Origin of the sequence: Kitasatospora sp. NPDC086801, from assembly GCF_044745805.1 — a bacterium.
GTDB lineage: Bacteria > Actinomycetota > Actinomycetes > Streptomycetales > Streptomycetaceae > Kitasatospora.
The window spans coordinates 162854-185544 of record NZ_JBIVAX010000006.1 but is presented as its reverse complement, the minus strand read 5'-3'; the positions used below and the strand labels follow the sequence as shown (position 1 = coordinate 185544).

The window sequence follows — 22691 nt, the reverse complement described above, 5'->3', positions numbered from 1 at the left end:
CGCCGTTGAACGCGCCGCGCCGGACCGCCCGTTCAACCGAGCGGAGAACACCACCGAGCCGGAGGACTGGCGTGAGCAGCAGTGTCGTCGCAGGACTGTGCCGATTGAGGTTCCACGCGCCGGAGGTGGTCTTCGAACTGGCCGTCCCGGCCGACGTACCGCTCGGCGACCTGCTCCCCGCCATCCTCGGCCATGCCGGCCCGGACCTCGCCGAGACGGGGCTGGAGCACGGCGGCTGGGTGCTGCAACGGCTCGGCGAGGATCCGCTCGACGAGGAGCAGAGCACCGAGGCGCTGAAGCTGCACGACGGCGACGCGGTCCACCTGCGCCCGCGCCACCAGGCCCTGCCGCCGGTCCACTTCGACGACCTGGTCGACGGCGTGGCCTCCGGCATGAACGAGCGCGGCGACACCTGGCGCCCCGCCCTCACCCGCCGCCTCGCTCTCGCCGTCACCCTCACGGCCCTCGCCGCCGCCTGGGTGCTGCTCGCCCTGCCCGGCCCCGCCGGCCCGCGCCAGGCCGCCGCGGCCGCCGTCGCGGCCCTGCTGCTGCTCGGCGCCGCCAGCGCCTCCCGGGCCATGGCCGACGCCGGCGCGGGCGCCGCGCTCGGCGCCGCCGCCGTCCCGTACCTGGGGCTCGCCGCCCTGCTGCTGCCCAGCGGCCCGGGCGGGGACGACCTGCTCGGCGCCCGGGTGCTGGCGGCCGCCTCCGCCGGGGCCGGCGCGGCGGTGCTGGCCCTGGCGGCGGTGGGCGGGGCCGCCCCGCTCTTCCTCGGGGTGGTGCTGGTCGCGGTGCTCGGGGTGCTGGCGGGGGTGCTGGTCCTGGCGGGGCTGACGCTCGGCAAGCTGGTCGCCGTGGTCGCGGTGGTGGCCGTCCTGATCGGCGCCTTCGTGCCGTCGTTCGCCTTCCGGCTCTCCGGTCTGCGGCTGCCGATGCTCCCGCGCAACGCCGAGGAACTGCAGGAGAACATCGAGCCCGTCCCGGCCGCCGCCGTACTGCCGCGCGCCCTGATCGCCGACGACTACCTGATGGCCCTCTACACGGCGATCGGCGCCGTCTGCGCGGCCTGCCTGACCGTCCTCGCCTTCACCGACGGCTGGGCCGGCCCGGCCGAGGCCTCGGCGCTCAGCCTGCTGCTCCTGCTGCACGGCCGGGCCGTCGGCAGCATCCGCCAGCGGCTGAGCATCCTGCTGCCCGGGGTCTACGGCGGCCTGGTGCTGCTCTCCCGGGCGGCGCACACGGCCTCGCCCGCCGAGCGCCTCGGCCTGCTGGGCGGCCTGCTGGCGGTGGCCGTCGCCCTGCTGGTCGTCGCCTGGACGGTCCCCGGCCGGCGCCTGCTCCCCTACTGGGGCCGGATCGCCGACATCCTGCACACCCTCAGCGCCCTCTCCCTGCTCCCGCTCGCCCTCCAGGCCTGCGGCGTCTACCACACCCTGCGGGGCCTCGGCGGCTGAGCCGCCAAGGCCCCCGGGGCGGGCCCCGGCCGGATCATCCGGCCGGGGCCTCGCCGTCTTCGTCCGACGGGGCCTCGTACTGCTCACGGCAGATCTGGTAGATCCTCTTCAGCTGGTCCTCGGTCAATTTCCGGACCATTTCCTTGACTTCCGGGGTCCAGAAACCCTTCCGCATTTGTTTGATGGTCTTCTCGTCCACCCCGGGGTTGGCCTGCCTCGTCAAGTACTCGGCGAGAGCCTCCTCCAACCCCTCCCTGATCGCCTTGAAAGCGGCGTTGCTGACCTTCTTGTCGATGGTTCCGGTGTAGTCCTCCGCCAGGACCTTCCAGTGGTTGTCGGCTATCCAGGTGACTCCGAGCGCCTTGAGTCCGTTGGCGCCGAACTCCGGCACGGCAGTCGCGCAGACCTTGGCGGCCGCCGACTCGATCTCGTGCGCCTTGTCCTCCGCCAGAGCCAGCTGCCCCTCCACCTGCTCCCACGCGTCAGGAGCGAGGCGCTCCTTGAATTCGTTGAATTCACGCAGGTAGGGCAGGGTCTGCTTCGCCAGTTCGAAGCCGGTCATCTCCTCGACGGCCTTCATCTGATCCAGGCCCACGCGCACGGGATCCGCCAGGTGCGGGTGGGACTCGTGCCCGACTTCCATGGGCCTCTCGTGACGGCCCAGATAGAATTCGATCGCACTTCGAATCACCTTCGGATCGCCCCCCAGGAACTTTCCGGGGAACGCGCCTTCGAGCATCCGGTCATTCGCCCTCGCCTCGGTGATGAATGCCCGGCCGTAGTTCCGCCCCATGGCTTCCTCGAACTTCAGTCCGCGCGTCCATCCCTTGGACTGCTTGAGGTTCGGCAGCCCGTCGCCCTCGTTGCGGTGCGGGCTGATGTCGATCGAGACGATCTTGATTCCGGCGAAGGAGAGCTCGTCCATCACGCCGCTGCGCATGCCGACCGCTCCGACCACCTCGTACGTGTCGGAGAGGTACTTGAGGAGCGCGAGCTCCTTGCGGCGGTTCCCGACCGACGGCCAGTTCCAGTACTCCCGCAGGGCCGGCCCCTCCCAGACGGCGGGCTCCTCGCCCATCGGAACGATCGTGTGACCGTCCCCGAGCGCCGCCTTGGCCTGCTCGATGATCTGCACCACGCCCTCCGTACCGGTGTCGAGGGCCGGTGCGTTGGCGCCGGCCCGGCCGCTGTGACCGCTGCCCCGGTACACCACGAGCACGTACTTCTTCCCCTTCTCGAAGCCCCCGAAGTCCGGATTCGCCAGGTCCCGCCGGAAGGCCTCGCCCTCTTCCGGGGTGTAGTGCCCGTAGCCACGGGCGAACTCCGTCACCCGGGCGTCCTGGAACGTCACCTCGCCCGTCGGATCCTGATAGTTCGCGGTGCGCTTCTCGACCATGCCCACGGCCCGTGTCAGCTCCTGCACCTGCTCCTTGGTCTCCGCGTTCCCCGTCGCGGACGGCACGGCGCTGTTGACCAGTTTCAGATGGTCGGCGACGAGCGGCCGCTTGAGGTAGGCGGCGAGATCCTCCGACGCGTCGGTCTCGTTGCGACCGAACTTGCTCGGCAGTTGCGTCTCGGTCGTGTACACCACCGTGCGCCCCGACCGGATCAGGTCGTCATGCAGATTGATGATCTGTTCGACCTGGCCCTTGGTGGCTTCGGTGACGTTCCAGATCACCAGGCCGCGGCCCGGATAGGCGACCAGGGCGGCGCGCATGTGGTACATGTCGCCGGAGTTCTCCGCCCTGATGGTGTAAGTCGTCTTCGGAAGCAGCTTCAGACCGTCCGCCGACACGTGGTCACCGGACGCCGTCACCCACAGGTGGGTGTCGGGCGTGATCGACGGGGGAACGACCGCGCTGGCGGACTGTTCCGCGTTCTCCTGCGCTTCCCTGGGCTCCCAGCGCAGACCGCCTCCCTCCTCCTCGGTGTTCCCGCGGACGGTCCACACCTCGGCGAAGCCGCCCGGTCGGGTGACGGCCACCGTGGCCACGGTGGCGGAATCACGCAGCCGCGTCTCCAGCGCGGTGCGGGCCGCTTCTCCGGTGCCGTAGTCGTACGCCAGCCGTTCCAGCCTCCTCGACCCGGGTGCGCCGCCGCCGTCCGTCGGGCCGTACACCTCCCCCTCGATCCGGTCCCGCTTCGGCGGTTGGATCAGCTCCAAGGCGCGGGTGCGCTGAACCGACCACTCGGCCGGGGTCTTCGCCACCGGCAGGGGCACCGTCACGTGGAAGGTCATCAGGACCGAGTAGACGGAATCGCCGTCGCTGCTCGAAGATCCGGCGGCGGTCTGGTCCTCATCGCCCGCATGCCCGGCGACGACCTGATCCTCATCGCCCGGATGTCCGACGACGACCTGGCCCACGTCGCCCAGGACGACCGGCACCGGCTGGTCCGGGTCGATGGGGTCGTGCTCGGTGGCCTGGGGGACGGGCTCCTCGTCCGGGCGCAGGAGTTCCTGGCCGTGTGCGGTGGACTGGACGGTGCCGTGCTCGGTGACCGCCAGGTGGTACCAGTCGCCGGCCCCCTCGACCCTCGGGACGCCGTTCCCCGTGTAGCCGACGCGCGCGGCGACGACCATGCGGGGCTGGTCCCCGCCGGTGAGGTGGACCAGGCCCCCGGCGGCGAAGGCCTCGGGGCGACCGAGGCGCTCCAGCGCCGGGCTGAGGGGCAGACCGTTGGCCTCGGCGAAGGCCCGGCGGGCCGCGAGCGCCTCGTGGAGGGCGAGCAGGGTCCTGTCGGCGTAGGAGGCCTGGCGCTCGGCGCTTCCCTCGGGGCCGGGAGGGCGGTAACCGGAGTTGCAGGAGAGGAAGCGCAGCGGCTCGCCCTGCCACTGGCCGCCTTCGGCCAGCCGCAACAGGGCGCCCGCCATCTCCTCCGGGCTCAGCTCCCTGCCGAGCCAGGTCGGCGCCCCGTCGTGCTGGAGGGTGTGGTAGGCGAGGGTGAAGTACCGGGGATCCGCCGGGAGGTGGCTCAGCGCCTCCAGGACGGCCTGCGCGGCGGGGGTGCCCCGCTCGTTCAGGTCGGCGAGGTAGTGCACCCCGTTGGCGGGGCCGGGCAGGGGCGTGGCGAGCGTCTCGGCGACGGCGTCGGAGGTGGAGCCGCGGCTGATCGTCTGCCCCTCGGGGTGCAGGACCGAGTACAGCACCCGGTGGTTGCTCACCGACTGGACGACGGTGGTCTCGCTGATCGGGATCTCCATCTCGATCGGGACGAGGCCCTTCACGGTCTCGGTCCGGTCGCCGTCCCGGAAGGTCAGCTGGACCTCGGCCTGGCCGACGTAGCGGGCGGCCGGGGTGGGGATCTTGGCGTTGGCCACGGTCTTCCCGGAGGAGCCCGCGGAGGGCCCCTCACGCCACCGGTGGCCGCCCCCGCCGACGACGCCGACGGTGAACTCGGCGGCGCCCTTGGTGCCGAACTTGGCGCCGAGCTGGCCCTGGGCGTTCCACCGCCGCCAGTCGAGGCGGGTGTGCCGCCCGCCGCTGGTGACGTCGTTGGCCGGGCTGAAGGCGGCCGCCTGGTTGTCGCTGTGGTACTCCAGCTGGACGATCGAGATGGTGGCGCTGATGCCGGCGTCGTCGACGAACAGGCGCTTGCCGGCCGACGGGGTCTCGATGGTCCGGCCGTCCTGCACCACCGCGTCGCGGCGCGGGGCGTTCGGGTGCTCCTCCGACGGCGCCAGGATCTCCCGGCCCCGGACGACCGACCCGAACAGGGCGGACAACTGCGCGTGGCTGTGGGTGTTCCGGGCGACGGACTCCAGCCAGGACCACGTCCCCTCGCGGAAGAAGCGCTCACCGAACACGGTCAGCAGGTCCCGCACGCCGGAGGTGTCGTCGAGCCAGCGCACGACGCCGGTGTCGTGCAACCCGTTGGTGAACACCGATGCCGGCGGCCGCCGGACGACCTGCGTCGCGGACGGCACGGCCGGGGGGATCGGGGGCAACTGCCGGTTCGGATCGTCCGGGCGCGGCGGCCGGACGGGCTCGCCCCGGCCGGACTCCAGCAGCACGTCGGCGTGGATCCGCGTCTCCACGACCGTCCGCCGGTACAGGCCGACGCGGGCGAGGCGGTCCCCGGTCCTGACCAGCTCCCGGTTGAGGGCCTGGAACTTGGACGGAGCGGCGCTGCCGCCGGCCTCCTGCCGCTCCCTGTCCTGCCGCCGGAACATCTGCTCCCGTGCCTCGCGGCTGGGGCGGATCTTGTGCGGGGAGGCCAGGCTCACCGCCGGCTTGCGCTCGAACTCGACCTTCAGCACCACGTCCGCGCGGTAGGACCGGCCGTCCGTCACCTTGCTCTTGACGGCCGTCCCGCTGGCGGTGCTGGCGCTGCCGTGCTCAAGCCGGTCGACGCCCCACGCCCCGGTGACGCTGCCGCCGCCGACGAACGCCGCCCCCGTGGGCAGGACGTCGGTGGTGGCGAGCAGGCTACCGGTGATCGCGGTGCCCTGGCCGCCGCCGGTGTTGGTCCCGCCGTCGGAGCTGGTGAGCGAGGTCTGGGCGCCGTGGCCGATGTTGAACTCGACCACCGGTGCCGGACCGGTCGGGGTCAGTTCCCGTACCTCGGCGGTGATCCACGCCCGGCTGCGGCCGTGCTTCACCACGATGGGGTGGCCGGCCATCACCGACTTGAGGTCGGTGTGCAGCCGGTCGAAGTCCAGCTCGGCGAGCAGCTTCCGCTGCATGCCGGGCCAGTCCTTGCCCAGGAAGCCCGCGGCCCTGCGGCCCAGGTCCTGGACGACCTCGTGGACCGTCCCCTCCCGGCCCAGCCCCCGGTAGACGGCGGTGACGACGTCGGAGGAGCCGAGCCGGTGGCTCGGCAGTTGCCGCACGGGCGCGGCCGGATCAATGGTGCGGTGCGGCGCGGCCACCACGGCCGGCACCGGAACGGTCAGGTCGTCAAGCCTCGCCGACCGCTTCGACGGCTCGAACGAGACGGTGAACTCGGCGGTGGAGTCGGAGAGTCGGGCCAACTCCGTGGCCTTGGCCCGGCTGTTGGTGCCGCCGGTGCGGTCGATCGAGAGCCCCTTGACGAAGTCCCGGGTGTGCGAGGCCTCCCCGGCGAGGTCGACGTGCGGGACGGAACCCCCGAGCTTGAGCCGGAACCGGAACCGGGTGCGCAGGTCGGAGGTGGTGCCGGTGGTGGTGCGCTGCTGGCTGCCGACCTCGAACTCGAAGCCGGTGACCAGCGTCTCCCTCGGCCGGGGGTTGATCAGCTCGGCCGCCACCACGACCGTTCCCTTCCACCCGTCGAGGTCGACCGGGATCCGGATCCGCTCGCCCCGGCTCAGCCGGGACAGCGCGGCCTTGAGGCCGTACGGGTCGACCGCCCTGGCGAGCCGCGCCAGGACGCGCTCGGGCACCGGGTGGCCGGACTGCCGTTCGAGCGTCTCCCTGATCTGCCTCAGCACGGCGGTGTCGCCCCTGCCGAGGCTCAGCACCACGTCGGACTGGCCGAGCCGGGTGACCGTCCGCTGCGTGGCCACCTGCTCCGCGGCCACCTGCTCCGCGACCTCCTGGTGCGGGGCCGAGGGAGCCGTGAAGCCGTTCCGGTCGTGCTCGCCGACCTGGCGCAGCGCCGTGTGCACCTGCTCCAGGCTCAGTTCGGCGGAGAGCGGGACCGAACCGCGACGCTCCCCGTTGACCGTCACGTCCAGGGTGATCTCCGTCCGGAACAGCTCCTGCGCACTGCCGTACTTGCCGTTCGCGTAGCTCTTGCTGGACTCCCCGCCGCGCCACCCGTCGCGGACCCGCGACTCCACGGAGGCCGTGACGTTGCCCTGCATGGTGTCCTTGAAGGGCTTGCCCGCGGCGTCCAGCACCTCCCGGGTGTGCACCGGGCCCTTGCCGCCGCCCTGGCCCTGCACGGTCTTCGTGTCGGAGCGCAGGTGACGCGACGAGTCGAAGGTGCTGCTCTCGCGGATCGGGTTGAGCTCGGCGTTGCTCTGGGGCCGCACGTGGTCGATCCGGGTGACCCGGGCCGTGACGGAGACGTGCATCTTCTCCAACGGGCCGAGGGTGACCTCGGGACCGCGCAGTTCGGATCCGCGCGACATCCCGACCAGGTGGGCGCTGACGGCGGCGTGCGAGTAGGCCTGCAGGATGTCCTCGCGCACCGCCGACCAGCCCTGCTCGCCGCCGAACACCTCCCGGCCGATCCGGTCGAGTTCGGCGTGCAGCGGGGCGACGCTGCGCAGGTCCCGGACGGTGGCGGTGTCGGGTAGCCCCTGCCAGAACTCGTCCCGGGGGGCCAGGACTTCGTCTCCCACCGCGTGGGCGTGCTCGGGGGGCGTGAGCTGCTGGGCGGCGGTGAACACGGGCGGCTGCGTGCCGGGCACGACCTCCTCGACCGGGGTGACGAGGGTCGCCTCGGCCTGGTCGATCACCACCCGGAAACCCAGATCGACGTGGGCGTCCTGGTCGGCGGGCTGGGCCAGCCTGCTCCGCCAGCCGAAGGTGACGGTCAGGTCGGCCGCCCCCTCGAAGAGCACCGCCGGGTTCTTGACCTTGGTACCGAGCCCCAGGTCGTCACCGGAGCCGTGGAGCTCGACGTCGTCCCGGCCGGCCCGGCCGCCCAGCCCGCCCCCGGCACCGCCGTTCTTGGCGATCCAGTTGCCGACCGAGGACGGCAGCGTCTGCCAGTCCTTGCTGCCGGTCTTCTGCTCGACGTGCGAACGGGTCGTCGCGGTGGCGATGTTGAACTCGGTGCTCGGCAGGGTGTGGACCTGCTGCATCCGGGAGACGGTCCCGCCGCCGATGGTGATCACCGCGGCGGGCCCGGTCAGGCTGTCGTCGACGATGGTCAGCTTCTGGCCGGACATCACCCCCTTCAGCTCCTGGTGCAGGGTGCCGAGGTCGAGTTCCTCCAGCAGCCTGCGCTTGAGGGCGGGCCAGCGGCCTTCGAAGTACTGCTCGGCCTGGCCCTCGAAGCCCGCCACGAACGTGGCCAGGGCCGCCGCGCCGTGCCCGGCCGGCGCGACGGGCTGGTTCACCGGGGCGAGCTCGATGTCGCCCGCGGCGTTCGGCACGGGCGCCGGCGGGCGGGCGGTCGTCCAGACGTCGGTCACGATGTGCGAGCCGGCCAGCCGCAGGTTCTCGGCGGTCTCCCGCGGCACCGTGAAGTGGGCCTGGGCCACCTGGGGCGCGTTCGCGGTCTCCCGCTCCGGCACGGCGACCTGCCCGGTGAAGTCGAGGTCGATCGGTCGCGGCACCTTCCACGGGCCGGGCGCGCCCTGGAGGCGGGCGTCCAGGAACTCCACCCGCACGTTGAACAGGGTGTTGAACAGCGCCGCCGGCTCGACGGTCTTGCCCCGGGCCAGCGTCCTGCTGGCCTCGGCGGTGGCACTGCCGTGCAGCCAGCCGTGCTGATAGCCGAGCGTCTCGGTGAGATCCCCCGAGCTGCCGAACTTCGCCTTGAACTGCACGCCGAGGTTGACCTGCGTCAGCCCGTCGGAGGTGACGCCGATCATGCTCTGCTGCTCCGAGCCGTACTCGAACTCGAAGCCGGACACCGTCTTGACGTACGTGCCCTCCCCGGCACTGCCGGTGATCCGGACCGTGCCGGACCACTGGCCCGCCTGGAAGTCCACCTCCCGGACATCGCCCCGGGACAGCGCGGACACCGTCGGCCGCAGCACCTCGCCGCCGAACAGGCTGTTCGCCAGCGTCCGCGCGGCATCCCGGTCCCCGTGCAGCGCCTCGGCGAACCGGTCGGTGAGCTGGTTCAGAATCCGCACGTCGTCGTGGTTCAGAGCGACCAGGACGTCGTACGCGGCCAACCCGCGCTCGCCGACGCGGGCCGGCGGTAGCGGGGCGGGCGGCGGCGGAGGCTGCACCTCTTGCTGCTGCTGTTGCTCCAGCTGCTGTTGCTGTTGCTGTTGCTGTTGATCCTGTTGCTGCTGCGAACTCTGCGTGACCTCATGGGAGTTCGCTACCGTCAGCGACTCTTCGGTGATCCCCTCAGTGGTCCCCTCAGTGGTCCCCTCAGTGGTCTCCTCGGTGTGCGAGGAGGTCTGCTGGAGCGCAGCCCCCTCATCGTCCGTGGTCAGCGGCAGGTCGCTCTCTTCGGCGACCACCGATTCCTGCGTGGTGGACTCGTCGTGGGAGACGGTGTGGTCGACGGCCTGCTCTACCGACTCGGTCTCGGAGACGACGTGGGAGGTGTCCTGCGACACGACCGCCGTCTCCTCGGGCACGACGATGTGCTGTTCCTCGCCCCTTCCGTCCATGAACTCCCGGAAGCCCTGGAACATCTCCTCTACGCGCTGCTCCTCGGCCCTCGCCTCCATGAACTCCTGGAAGACCTGGTACATCTCCTCCTCGGCCCGGGCCCGGCTGACCTGGTTCGAGGGCCGCGCCTGGACGGACTGCGGATCGGGCCCGTAGAGCTGCTCCAACAACGGCAGCAGCTCGGGCTCGTTCTCACGGACCCAGTCGGAACCGTTGTTGCGGGGCTTCCCGGTCTGCGGATCGTTCCCGTGGTTCGTCCCGAGATACGTATTGCTCAACTGAGCGAAGAACTCATGCACATCCGCCGACGAATAGTTGCCGACCAGCTCACCCGCAGCATTGCGCCGCGATCCATCGGGCCAGACCGTCACGGACTCCTCACCGAACAGATCAGCCAGACCGTCCGCGAGACGCTTCCCCCGGTACGCCTCCTCGACCAGCGCCCTCTTCTCACGACTCAGCCCGAACTCCAGGATCGCGTGCGCGAGTTCATGAGTCGCCGAGGAATACCCCTCAGGCTGCGTGGCATGCGGCCCCACCGACGTCCGCTCGCCGAGCAGGTTCTCCTCGGGGATCGCCACCACAAGCTCGTCGTTCGCCCCCCGCAGCTCGTCAAACCCACGCCCGTTGCCCGCCTCACCGCCGGCCACCAGCCCGCGAAGCTTCTCGAAACCCGCCACCCCGGTCAACGGCACATCACGCGGCACCACCACCACGCGCACACCCGCCGCCACCAGCCTGGCCGCAACCTCCTTGTCCTGCAACATCCGCGCGACCTGCAACTCAGCCTCACGCCGCGAAGCAACCGGCTGATGCACACGGGGATCGACATCGATCACCAACCGCGCCGCCGCCTGCGCAAAGTCCTCCGCCGACAACTCCGACCGCAGACCCTCCACAAAAGCGGTATCGGCCGCGAGCTCCCGCCGGGCCTCCGGACCAAGGTGCTCCAACGCCTGCACCCGCTCATGCAACGGCCCCGGAACCGGCATCCCACCACCATGCTCCACCGCCAGCGGATTCACCACCACCGACTCCTCCGACACCCCCGACGGCGCCGGCCGAAGCCTCTTCCCCGCCTGATCCTCCGGCTCCGAGTCACTGTTGTGCTCAAGCGGCCGCTTCGGAGCCCCATCGCCCTCCTGGGCGCTGGCGGCAGCCGGTGCCTCTTCCGGAGCGGGGACAGGACTCAGCGGGGAGTAGTGACTGTCGGAGAGGAACAGGGACACATCCCTGTTGCCCTCGGGGGCACCGGGTACCGGCGCCAAGGAGTGCCAGTTGACCCCGTCGAAGATGTGCAGCCGCACCCCCAGCGCCGAGGCGACGATCGACGGGATCAGATCACCGTTCGACCCGGCCCACCACCCCCTCGTCTTGACCATCCAGCCGAGATCATCGGGCTTCGCCCCGTGCGTCTGCGCGAACGCGGTGACCAGCTCCATGTTGTGGCCGATCCACCTGGAGACGCGGTTGCGCAGCATCGCCGCGTTCTGAGGGCTGACGGCCGTGTCCATAACGTGGTTGACGGAGTGGTAGAGACAGTCCCCGTCGCGGGGCACCTCGTGGATCTGGTAGCCCATCTCGTACAGGTACGCGCCGTCGTGGAGGCTACGGTGGTACGACTGCAGTTCGGGCAACAGGGGCAGCCCCTCCTCGGCCATCCTCCGGTACACCTGCCACGGGGGGTTGTCGGCGTACCGCGGCCCGTCGGCGAAGACCTCGTCGAACTTGCCCAGGTAATCCTCCACCGCCCGTCCGCCGCCCGAGGCCGTCACGACCTCCTGGCGCAGCTTGCCGTACCGGTTCCGCAGGTGCTGGACGCGGTTGGCGGCGAACTGCCCGGCGTCGAGCGGCCGGTCACCCGAAAGCCCCAGCTGCTCCCGGATCTTGGCCACAGCGTCGTACCCGAAGCCGCGTTCCTGGCCGTAGACGTCGACGGGCTTGCGCCACCGGAGGATGTCGCCCCTCAGGTGGAAACCGTGGTTGGGCTTGGCCTGCGGCTGGTTGCCCTTGCCGCCCCCACCCGACTGCTTCTTCTCCTTGCCCTTACCGCCCGCCCCCGACTGCTTGGAGGCGCCGTGCTTCTCGTCGTACGGGATGGTGTACCGGCCGGACGCGGTGGGCGGGGTGGGGATCACCACACGCTCGTAGCCCGGCGCCATGCCTCCGGCCTTGGTCTTGCCTGCGTCCTGCTCGTGCCACTTCTCCATCCGCTCCCGTCCGCTGGAGCCCTTCTCCTCCAGGTACGTGACCTTGTGGCCGAGCAGCGCGGCGGCTTCCAGGTTTCCGGAGCGGGTCCCCAGGTGGTTCATGTCGTAGTGGCGGTTGAGGAAGTCGTACAGCCTCAACTGCCCGGTCCTGAGGTTCTCCGTCCAGACCGAGGGGTCCGATCCACCGTCCTTCCAGAAGCCGGTGACGTGGTGGATGGTGTCGATCCCGAGCTCCGCGCGCATCTCCGCGACCAACTCGTTCCACTTGTTCTGCCGAGAAGGATGGGGGTCACCGGTGATGAGCACCATGCCCTGCTCACGGGCGACCTCCCGCAGGATCTGCCGCACGCCCTGGAAGCTCGTGTCGTGCTCCATCCGGCCACCCAGGTCGGCCCACTGCGTGGCCTTGCCGGTGAAACGGGACCAGAGCACCAAGACCTTCGAACCCCGGGCAGGCAGCGTGATCCCACGGCCCGTCAGCCAGTCGGCGATCCGCTGATCGTGCGCAGGAGTCATCTTCCAGGCGTCGCGGACGGTCTGGCGCAGTTCGTCCGAGAACACCTTGGCGACCTTGTCAGTACCGAACGTGACGCTCTTGACCGCCGCCTCCTGGTCCTGCTCGGAAAGCACCTCCCAGTCCTCGGCCACGATGCGGCGGGCCTCCGCGTCCATCACCTCGTAGAGGCGGCCCGTCTCCATGGTCGGCACCTCCACGGTGTGGATGCGATCCCCGTCGATCCCGATGGAACGGTAGAAGGCCTCGATCTCCTGGGACTTGTCCTTGGGATTGACGGCATGACCCTCCGCCGTCCGCGGCCCCCGCGCGATCAGAACATGCAGATTCGGGTCGTTCAGCAGCGCCACCGAGATCCCGAACTGGTCACCGGACGAATAGCCCGGCTGCTTGATGAGCCGCTTGTGCTCCGCCGGCAGGTTGTCCTCATGGATGTTCGCCCTCGGCGCGACGTCGAGCGGGCTACCCTCGTGCGAGCCGATCCCGAGCGGAGCCGACACCGGGTCCACCCAGACATGCTCACGGTCATGCACCGCCGCCAACGACCAGGCCTCATCCCAGGTCCGACCATGCGTAGCAGCCGGGTCCAGGTGCCCCACCACCGACGAGATCAGCTGCAAGTGCCGCTCACGCAGACCACCCTGCCGCAACCCCTCCGGCGCCGGAGCCCGGTGGTCACCCAGCAAACTCCCCTCGACCGCCGGACGGTGCGGCAGACCCGAAGCCCGGTACTCGTCCCGCAGACCGATCTGGTGGCCCAACTCGTGCGCGTAGTCGATCGGATCGGCGTCCAGCCACCAGGACCTCTGATCCATCTCCCGGCCCCGCGAGACCAGGTCCACCGTCAGATGCGCCCGCTCACCCGGCCTGGCCGGCAACACCGTGACATGCATCCGGTCACCATTGGCCAACCGGTAACCGGGCGCGTTGAGATACTCCTCCACACCCCGAACGACCTTGTCCCACACCAGAGCCGTGTTGTGCCCCCGACCACCCTCGACGAAGTCGATCCGCACCGTCAGATCAGTGACCGGACCCTCGTGATCGAACCGACGCGCCTCGAACGACGAATGAACGACGAAACGCGGCGTCCGATCCAACACCATCCGCGGCGCCGGAACGGGCGACTCCACGGACTCGTGGACGACCACCGATTCCTGCGGCATGGACTCCTCGTGGGAGACGGTGTGCCGCTCCTCTCCGGTCGCTTCCATGAACTCACGGAAACCCTCGTACATCTCCTCCTCGGCCCGGGCCCTGCTGACCTGGTTCGAAGGCCGCGCCTGGACGGACTGCGGGTCGGTGCCGTAGAGCTGCTCCAGCAGCGGCAGCAGTTCGGGCTCGTTCTCACGGACCCAGTCGGAACCGTTGTTGCGGGGCTTCCCGGTCTGCGGATCGTTCCCGTGGTTCGTCCCGAGATACGTGTTGCTCAACTGAGCGAAGAACTCGTGGACATCGGCCGACGAGTAGTTGCCGACCAGCTCACCCGCAGCATTGCGCCGCGATCCATCGGGCCAGACCGTCACGGACTCGTCACCGAACAGATCAGCCAGACCGTCCGCGAGACGCTTCCCCCGGTACGCCTCCTCGACCAGCGCCCTCTTCTCACGACTCAGCCCGAACTCCAGGATCGCGTGCGCGAGTTCATGAGTCGCCGAGGAATACCCCTCAGGCTGCGTGGCATGCGGCCCCACCGACGTCCGCTCGCCGAGCAGGTTCTCCTCGGGGATCGCCACCACAAGCTCGTCGTTCGCCCCCCGCAGCTCGTCAAACCCACGCCCGTTGCCCGCCTCACCGCCGGCCACCAGCCCGCGAAGCCGCTCGAAACCCGCAACACCGGTCAACGGCACATCACGCGGCACCACCACCACGCGCAGACCAGCCGCCACCAGCCTGGCCGCAACCTCCTTGTCCTGCAACATCCGCGCGACCTGCAACTCAGCCTCACGCCGCGAAGCAACCGGCTGATGCACACGGGGATCGATGTCGATCACCAACCGCGCCGCCGCCTGCGCAAAGTCCTCCGCCGACAACTCCGACCGCAGACTCGCCACGAACACCGTGTCCGCCGCGAGCTCCCGCCGGGCCTCCGGACCAAGGTGCTCCAACGCCTGCACCCGCTCATGCAACGGCCCCGGAACCGGCATACCACCACCGTGCTCCACCGCCAGCGGATTCACCATGACGGAACCCTCCGACACCCCCGAAGGCGCCGGCCGAAGCCTCTTCTCCGCCGAATCCTCCGGCTCCGAGTCACTGTTGTGCTCAAGCGGCCGCTTCGGGGCCCCATCGCCCTCCTGGGTGCTGGCGGCAGCCGGTGCCTCTTCCGGAGCGGGGACAGGACTCAGCGGGGAGTAGTGGCTCTCGGAGAGGAACAGGGACACATCCCTGTTGCCCTCGGGGGCACCGGGTACCGGCGCCAAGGAGTGCCAGTTGACCCCGTCGAAGATGTGCAGCCGCACCCCCAGGGCCGAGGCGACGATCGACGGGATCAGGTCCCCGTTGGACCCGGCCCACCACCCCCTCGTCTTGACCATCCAGCCGAGATCATCGGGCTTCGCCCCGTGCGTCTGCGCGAACGCGGTGACCAGGTCGCGGTTCTCGCCGATCCACCTCGTTACGCGGTTGCGCAGCGTCGTCACACCCTGCGGGCTGACGGCATTCCCCAGCTGATGGTTGACGGAGTGGTAGAGACAGTCGCCGTCGCGGGGCACCTCGTGGGTCTGGTAGCCCAGCCGGTACAGGTCAGAGCGGTCGCGGAGGCTGCGGTGGTACGACTGCAGGTCGGGCAACAGGGGCAGCCCGTCCGCGGCCATCCTCCGGTACACCTGCCAAGGGGTGTTGTCGGCGTACCGCGGCCTGTCCGCGAAGAAGACCTCGTCGAACGTGCCCAGGTACTTCTCCACCTCCGGTCCGCCGCCCGAGTACGTCACGACGTCGCGGCGCAGCTTCTCGTACCGGTTCCGCAGGTGCTGGACGCGGTCGGTGGCGAACTGCCCGGCGTCGAGCGGCCGGTCACCCGAAAGCCCCAGCTGCTCCCGGAGCTTGGCCAGCGCCTCGTACCCGAAACCCCGTTCCTTGCCGTAGACCGCCGCCGGCTTGCGCCACAGGAGGGTCCCGCCCGGCGGCTGGAAACCGTGGTCGACCATGCCCGGCGGCTGGAAGCCCTTGCCCTTGCCCTTGCCGACCGGCGCGAGACCGTTGCCTCGCTCGCCCGCCGACAGGTGGCCGCCGTGCTTCTGGTCGAACGGGACGGTGAACCGGCCGGACGCCGTGGGCGGGGTCGGGATCACCACCCGCTCGTAGCCCGGCGCCTTGCCTCCGAGTCTGGTCTTGTCAGCGTCGTTCGCGTGCCACTTCTCCATCCGCTCCCGTCCGCTGGAGCCCTTCTCCTCCAGGTACGTGACCTTGTGGCCGAGCAGTGCGGCGGCTTCCAGGTTGCCGGAGCGGGCCCCGAGGTGGTTCATGTCGTACTGGCGGTTGAGGAAGTCGTACAGCCTCAGCTGCCCGGTCCTGAGGTTCTCCGTCCAGACGGACGGGTCCGATCCACCGTCCCTCCAGAAGCCGGTGACGTGGTGGATGGTGCCGATCCCGAGCTCCTCGCGCATCTGCGCGACCAGCTCGTTCCACTTGTTCTGCCGAGAAGGATGGGGATCGCCGGTGATGAGCACCATGCCCTGCTCACGGGCGACCTCCCGCAGGATCTGCCGCACGCCTTGGAAACTGGTGTCGTGCTCCATCCGGCCGCCCAAGTCGGCCCACTGCGTGGCCTTGCCGGTGAAACGGGACCAGAGCACCAAGACCTTCGAACCCGGGGCAGGCAGCGTGATCCCACGGCCCGTCAGCCAGTCGGCGATCCGCTGATCGTGCGCGGGGGTCATCTTCCAGGCGTCGCGGACGGTCTGGCGCAGTTCGTCCGAGAACACCTTGGCGACCTTGTCGGTACCGAACGTGACGCTCTTGACCGCCGCTTCCTGGTCCTGCTCGGAGAGAACTGCCCAGTCCTCGGCCACGATGCGGCGGGCCTCCGCGTCCATCTCGTCGTAGAGGCGGCCCGTCTCCATGGTCGATACGTCCACGGTGTGGATGCGGTCCGCGGAGATCCCTATGGAGTGGTAGAAGGCCTCGATCTCTTGGGACTTGTCCTTGGGGTTGACGGCGCGACCCTCCGCCGTGCGCGGCCCCCGCGCGATCAGGACGTGCAGGTTCGGGTCGTTCAGCAGCGCCACCGAGATGCCGAACTGGTCACCGGAGGAGTAACCCGGCTGCTTGATGAGCCGCGGGTGTTCCGGCGGCAGGTTGTCCTCGTGGATGTTCGCCCTCGGAGCGACGTCCAACGGGCCACCCTCGTGCGAGCCGGTCCCGTGCGGGGCCGAAACCGGGTCCACCCAGACATGCTCACGGTCATGCGGCGACGCCAACTCCCGCGCCTCGTCCCAGGTCCGACCGTGCGAACCGCCTCCGGTCGGCACATCGAGGTGCCCCACGACCGACGAGATCAGCTGAAGATGCCGCTCCCGCAACCCGCCCTGCCGCAGACCATCCGGGGCGGGGGCCCGGTGGTCGCCGAACAGGCTGCCCTCAACGGCCGGACGGTGCGGCAGACCCGCAGTCCGGTACTCGTCCCGCAGACCCAGCTGGTGGCCCAACTCGTGCGCGTAGTCGATCGGATCCGCGTCCAGCCACCAGGACTTCTGGTCCATCTCCCGGCTCCGCGGCACGAGATCCACCGTCAGGTGTGCCTGCTCACCCAGCCTGGCGGGCATCACCGTCACATGCATCCGGTCGCCGTTGGCCAACCGGTAACCGGGCGCGTTGAGGTACTCCTCCACACCCTGAACGACCTTATCCCACACCAGAGCGGTGTTGTGCCCCCGACCACCCTCGACGAAGTCGATCCGCACCGTCAGATCAGTGACCGGACCCTCGTGATCGAACCGACGCGCCTCGAACGAGGAATGCACGACGAAACGCGGCGTCCGATCCAGCACCATCCGCGGCGCCGGAACGAGCGGCTCCACGGACTCGTGGACGACCACCGTCTGGTCGGGCTCGTGGACGACCGCCTCGTCGTCGGGCCGGGGCCGCAGCGTGAGGTCGGACGGGGCCTCGGTGCGCGGCGGCGGTGCGGGCTGCTCCTCGGTCCGGTCGGTCCGGGTGGTGGCGCCGGTCAGCGCCGTCTCGATGGACTCGGGGAGGTCGTCCTGCCGGGGGCGTTCGTGCGAATCCGTGCGGTCACCCGAGCCCTCCGGGGTGTCGGGGCGAGCGGTCGTCCGGACCAGCGCGAGCTGCTCCTCGGCGGCCGCGGCCTCCTCCTCCCGGCGGCGGGCGAAGGCGTCCTCGTGGCCGCGTTCGTGGGCGCGCCAGCCGGCCGCGTCCAGGTGGGCGAGCTTCCACAGTTCGCGGTACCGCTCGAAGAACTCGTCGCCGTACTCGCGCTTGAGGAAGGCGATCACGTCGTCGGTGAGGACGTGCGGCGCCGCCCGGTCCTCGAACCCCGCCGCGGCGTCGTGCAGGGCGGGCGCGGCCTCGGCCTCGAAGGCGGCGTGCTCGGCCAGCTCCTCGGTGAGCTCCCGGTGCCGTCCCTCCCACTCCTCCTGCCGGACCTTCAGGTCCTCGGGCTTGCCGAACACCTCGTCGAAGGCCGCGGCGATCCGGTCGCTGTGCCCCTCCTTCAGGCGGCCGATGCCGTGCCCGGTGAGGCCGCCGTGCTCCTGGGCGGCCTTCTCGGCGGCCTCCTCGGCGGCGCGGCGGGCCGCGAGGCGGGCGGCCTGGTGGGTGAGCCGGTCGTGGACGGCGCCGGTGCCGGTGAGCTCGTCGAGCTCCCGCCCGAACGCCTCGGTGTCCTCGGTGTTCCGGTTGAGGTGGTCGGCGACCAGCCGGTCGACGTCCCGGGCCAGTTCGCGGGTGACGGTGCCACGGGCCTGCTGGACGTCGTGCTCGGTCGCCCCGAAGGCGGTGGCCCGGTCCTTGCGCTCGGCGCCGGCGTCCGCGTTCCAGGATTCGGTCGCCTTCTCCGCCTCCGTGGCGGCGCGCCGGATCGCCGCCTCGCGGACCGCCTGGACGGCGAACTCGTGCGGCAGGCCCTGGGCGCGGCCGGCCAGCGCCAGGCCGAAGAGGTCCGCGGCCTGGGTGCGCTCGCGGCGCGGTCCGGCGGCCGTGTCGACGGGGCCGGCGACCTCCTCGAAGTCGGTGCCGAGGCGGTCCCGCAGCTGTTCCCTGATCAGGGTCACGCTGTCGGGTGACAGCTCGGGGCGCTCCGTCACCCCGGCGGCGGCGAGCAGCTCCCGGTCGGCCGGGGAGAGGCGGTCGTACCAGTCGGCGGTGGCCCGCTCGACCAGGTGCTCCGCCTGGGCGAGCGCGGTCTCGTGGTCGGCGCGGAAGTCGAGCTCGCCGCGCAGGTGCTCGGTGAGCCGGTTCAGGGCGTGCTGGGCCTGCGCGTTGCCCGCGCCGGTGAGGTCCTCCGGGCGGGCGTAGATCCGGGCCACCTCGGCCTCGGCCCGGGCGCTGAAGCCGCCCCGCGCCTCGCTGCGGATCAGGTCCCGGGTCACCGCCGGGAGGTCGGCGTGCGAAACGGTGGCGGGGCCGTCGCCGAGGGCGCGCGGCGGGGCGCTCCACTCGGTCACCGTCCGGTCGAAGCGCTCCATCGCCACCCGGACGGCCGCCTCGCGGACCGCGGCGAGGTGGGTGAGGCCGTCGAGGCCGGCGAGGATCTGCTCGCGGTCCTGCGGCCGGGCCGTCAGCTCCTGGTACATCAGGTCCTTGGCGCGCTTCCACACCGCCGTGGGCAGGCCCGGCGGCGCGTCGTCGGGGAAGCGGACGGGCCCCTCGGTGAAGGCCTCGCGGAGCAGTTCCTCGGCCTGCGCGTCATGGACGTGGCCGCTGCCGTCCGGGTCCTGGCGCAGCTTGTCGGCCGCCTCGGCGAGCTTGGCGTCGTAGGCGTCCTGGAGGTCCCGCTGGGCCTGGCGCCACTGCTCCTCGCGCCGGCCGTCCTCGTCGGCGCGGACGTGTTCGGGCGCGTCGGTGTAGTGGTAGGCCGGTGGCGGTTCCTGTCCTGGGGCCGGCTGTCCGTGCTCCTGCGCGGATTTCGCCGCGTCGCCGAAGACCGCGGCCTCCGCCATGTCCGTGTGCTTGGGGCCCGACGTGTAGTGCTCCGGCAGCGGCGAGGGGTACGAGCGCACCAGCGGCTCGCCGGCCTCGACGCGCGCCCGGCCCTCCTCGGACGCGGGGTTGACGTACTCGTACCAGTTCCCGCCGCCCTCGACGACCGGCTTGCCGTCCCGGCCGAAGCCGACCTTCGCGGCGACCACGACGTGACCCGTACCGGGGCCCTCCTTCATCGCGGTCGGGGAGTCGAACCCCGGCACCACCCAGACCGGACCGTCGGCCGCCACCGCCTTGACGTCGGCGAGCTTCGGGTCCGCCCAGACGTGCTCCATCACCTCCTGGACGTACCGGGAGTTGAGCGGCCCGTTCAGGTCGCAGGCGACGAACTCGATCGTGCGCCGGTCCCCGCCGAGGTGCCCGGTCTGGGCGAGCCCGCGCACGACGGAGGCCAGCTTCTCCACCGACAGCTCGCGGCCGTTGTGCATCGGCATCCCGTGCTCGTTGGTGTGGATCACCAGGGCGAAGCGGGACGGGTCGAGGGGCAGGCGCTCCAGGGCCTTCAACGTCTCCTGGGACGGCCTGTCACCGAGCACCCAGCCGGGCTGCCGCTCCGGGCTGGCGGACGGCAGGTGGTGGCCGTGCTCCTTCGGGGCGTTGGACTCGTCGACCTCCAGGTACTGCAGTTCCTCGTTGCGGGCGTGGGTGTTCTGGTTCTCGTGGGTGCTCTGGTTCTCGGGGGTGTTCTGCTGCTCGGGGGTCTTCTGGTTCTCGTGGGAGTTCTGGCTCCCCCGGGGGTTCTGCTGCTCGGGGGTCTTCGGGTTGTCGCGGGTGTTCTCGTTCCCCCGGGGGTTCTGCTGCTCGGGGGTCTTCGGGTTCTCCCGGGTGTTCTCGTTCCCCCGGGGGTTCTCGTTCCCCCGGGGGTTCTCGTTGTCGCGAGTGTTCTCGTTCCCCCGGGGGTTCTGCTGCTCCCGGGGGTTCGGCTGCTCGTGCCCGCCGGTCACCGGGACGTGGGCGGGGGCAGGGACGTTGGATTCGGACGTCGTGGCGGGCGCGGGCACCGTCTCGTGCGCCGGGGGTTGCTGCGTCGACTTCTGCCCCTGCTCGTGCGAGCCGCCGCCGGACGTCGGTACCTTGGCCGGCGGCTCGGGCTTGTTCGACGTCTCCTCGGGGGCCTTGGCCTCCGTCTTGGCCGGAGCGTCCTTGGTCTGCCGCTCCCCCGTCGTGGACGGCTGCGACTTGGAGCCGTCGGAACTGGTGGGCAAGTCCTTCGGTTGGGTGGCGTGCTCGAAGTTCCCCTCCGCCGCCAGCCGCGCCTCGCGGGCCTTGGGCCCCTCCGGCCGGGGGATCAGCAGCGAGGTCGGGTGCCCCATCAGGGTGGACGCGATGGCCAGCAGGGTTCGCGGGTGCCCCAGGCCGTAGTACTTGTCGTCGCTGCTGTTCCTGGACTCCTCGTCCCACGCGCGGATCTTGTCCTGGAAGCGGAGCCGGGCCGGGCCGGTGAGGGTGTGCCCGGCGTGGCCGATCGCGCCCATGGCGACGCCGGCGAAGAAGGTCTCGGCGGTGACCGAGAACGAGCCGTCGCCGAAGATCGAGTTGTAGGTGCCCTCGGTCAGGATGTTCTGGACGCCGCCCTTGAGGTAGCCGCCGATGCCCTCGCCGAACTTGTAGAGCATCTGCAGTCCGGTCTGCGGCCGCAGACCGTCCATCAGGTGGAGCGTCCGGTCCGCGAGGTCCTTGACGGCCTGGTGCTCACCGCCCTTGCCGGCGTCCTTGACCGCCGCGTCCAGGAGCTTGCGGACGGTCCCGAGGTCCACGGCGTAGCGGGCGCCGCTGCCGGCGATCGTCTCGGCGACCTTCCGCCCGGCCTCGTTCGCCAGGTCCTTGGAGATGCCCAGGCTCCCGAGCTGCTCCTCGAAGGACTTGCCCATCTCCTGGGTGAACTTCTCGACGTTGGACAGCTTCTTCTCGGCGGCCTTGACCGCGTCCTCCGCCGCGTCCTTGCCTGCGGTCTTGGCCGCACCCTCCGCCGCGTCCTTGGCCGTGGTCTTGGCCGCGCCCCCCGCCGCACCCTCCGCCGCGCCCTTGGCCGCGTCCTTGCCCGCGGTCTTGGCCGCACCCTCCGCCGCGTCCTTGGCCGCGCCCTTGGCCGTCGTCTTCGTCGCACCCTCCACGGCGTCCTTCGCCGTGGTCTTGGCCGCACCCTCCGCCGCACCCTTGGCCGTGGTCTTCGTCGCGCCCTCGACCGCGTCCTTCGCCGTGGTCTTGGCCGCACCCTCCGCCGCGCCCTTGAGGCCGTCCTTCACCCCGGTCTTGCCGAGGCCCGCCAGCCCGCCCTCACCGGTCTTCTTGAGGGTGTTGAGCCCCGCGTTCTCCAGCGAGCGGCCCGCGCCCTTGGCGAGGTCGGCCGCGGTCTTCAGCTCGGCGCCGGCCAGGTTCTTGAGGTTGTTCTGCAGCTCCTTGCCGATGCCGCCGCCGAACATCTTCCCGAAGAGCTTGCCGAAGCCGAAGGTGAACAGTTCCAGCGGGCCGGTGAGCAGGCCGTTGATCGCGCCGAACTCGATCGCCTGGAGGAAGGTGTCCTTCTCCCAGTGGTCCTTGTGGCCCTGGCCGATCTGGATGCCCTGGATGATCCCGTCCATGATCATGGAGGTGGTGATGTTCAGGAACTCGTGCAGGGCGATCTGCTTGAACAGCCAGATGAAGACCTGCTTCACCAGCTCCCTGGTCGCCACCTCGGCGGCGAAGATGGTGGCCAGCGAAGCCCCGAAGGTGAGCGGGATGTTGGCGATGGCCCAGGCGATCTGCGCGGCCAGCTGGACCAGCTGGGCGATGATCATCCACTTGGCGTACTCGACCTGGTTGGCGGTCTTGTGGGCGTAGTCGCCGAGTTCCTTCGCCGAATCCCCGGAGGCCGTCACGTAGTCGGTGCCGCCGTCGGCGCCGATCAGCTGCCCCATCTGCTGGACGAACCGGTCGGCCGCCTCGCCCTCGAACTCCTCCTTGACGTAGTTCACCAACTCCAGCAGGTAGGAGCGGAGTTCGGGGACCTTCTTGTAGATCTCCAGGTAGTCGTCACCGGCCGTGCGCAGCCGGTCCTCGTTGGCCTCGGGCCACTTCATGCCGGTCACGAACCCGAACAGCTTGGCCAGGGCCGGGGGAAGCATGATCGACACGGGGG

2 protein-coding genes are annotated in these 22691 nt (G+C 70.7%); one reads left to right on the top strand and one right to left on the bottom strand.

What is annotated here, in order from left to right; all coding sequences use genetic code 11:
• The first annotated feature begins 71 nt into the window (after nucleotides 1–71).
• Nucleotides 72–1454: a type VII secretion integral membrane protein EccD gene (gene eccD / locus ACIPLC_RS10665; RefSeq protein WP_363631973.1), complete on the top strand. Its 1383-nt coding sequence runs from the start codon at nucleotides 72–74 to the stop codon at nucleotides 1452–1454.
• A gap of 34 nt (nucleotides 1455–1488) precedes the next feature.
• Here the strand turns inward: eccD and ACIPLC_RS10660 are convergent, their stop codons facing one another.
• The gene (locus tag ACIPLC_RS10660; protein WP_400472583.1) at nucleotides 1489–22686 is read right to left on the bottom strand and encodes a hypothetical protein; all 21198 of its coding nucleotides are present in this window, start codon (nucleotides 22684–22686) and stop codon (nucleotides 1489–1491) included.
• Nucleotides 22687–22691: the final 5 nt, after the last annotated feature.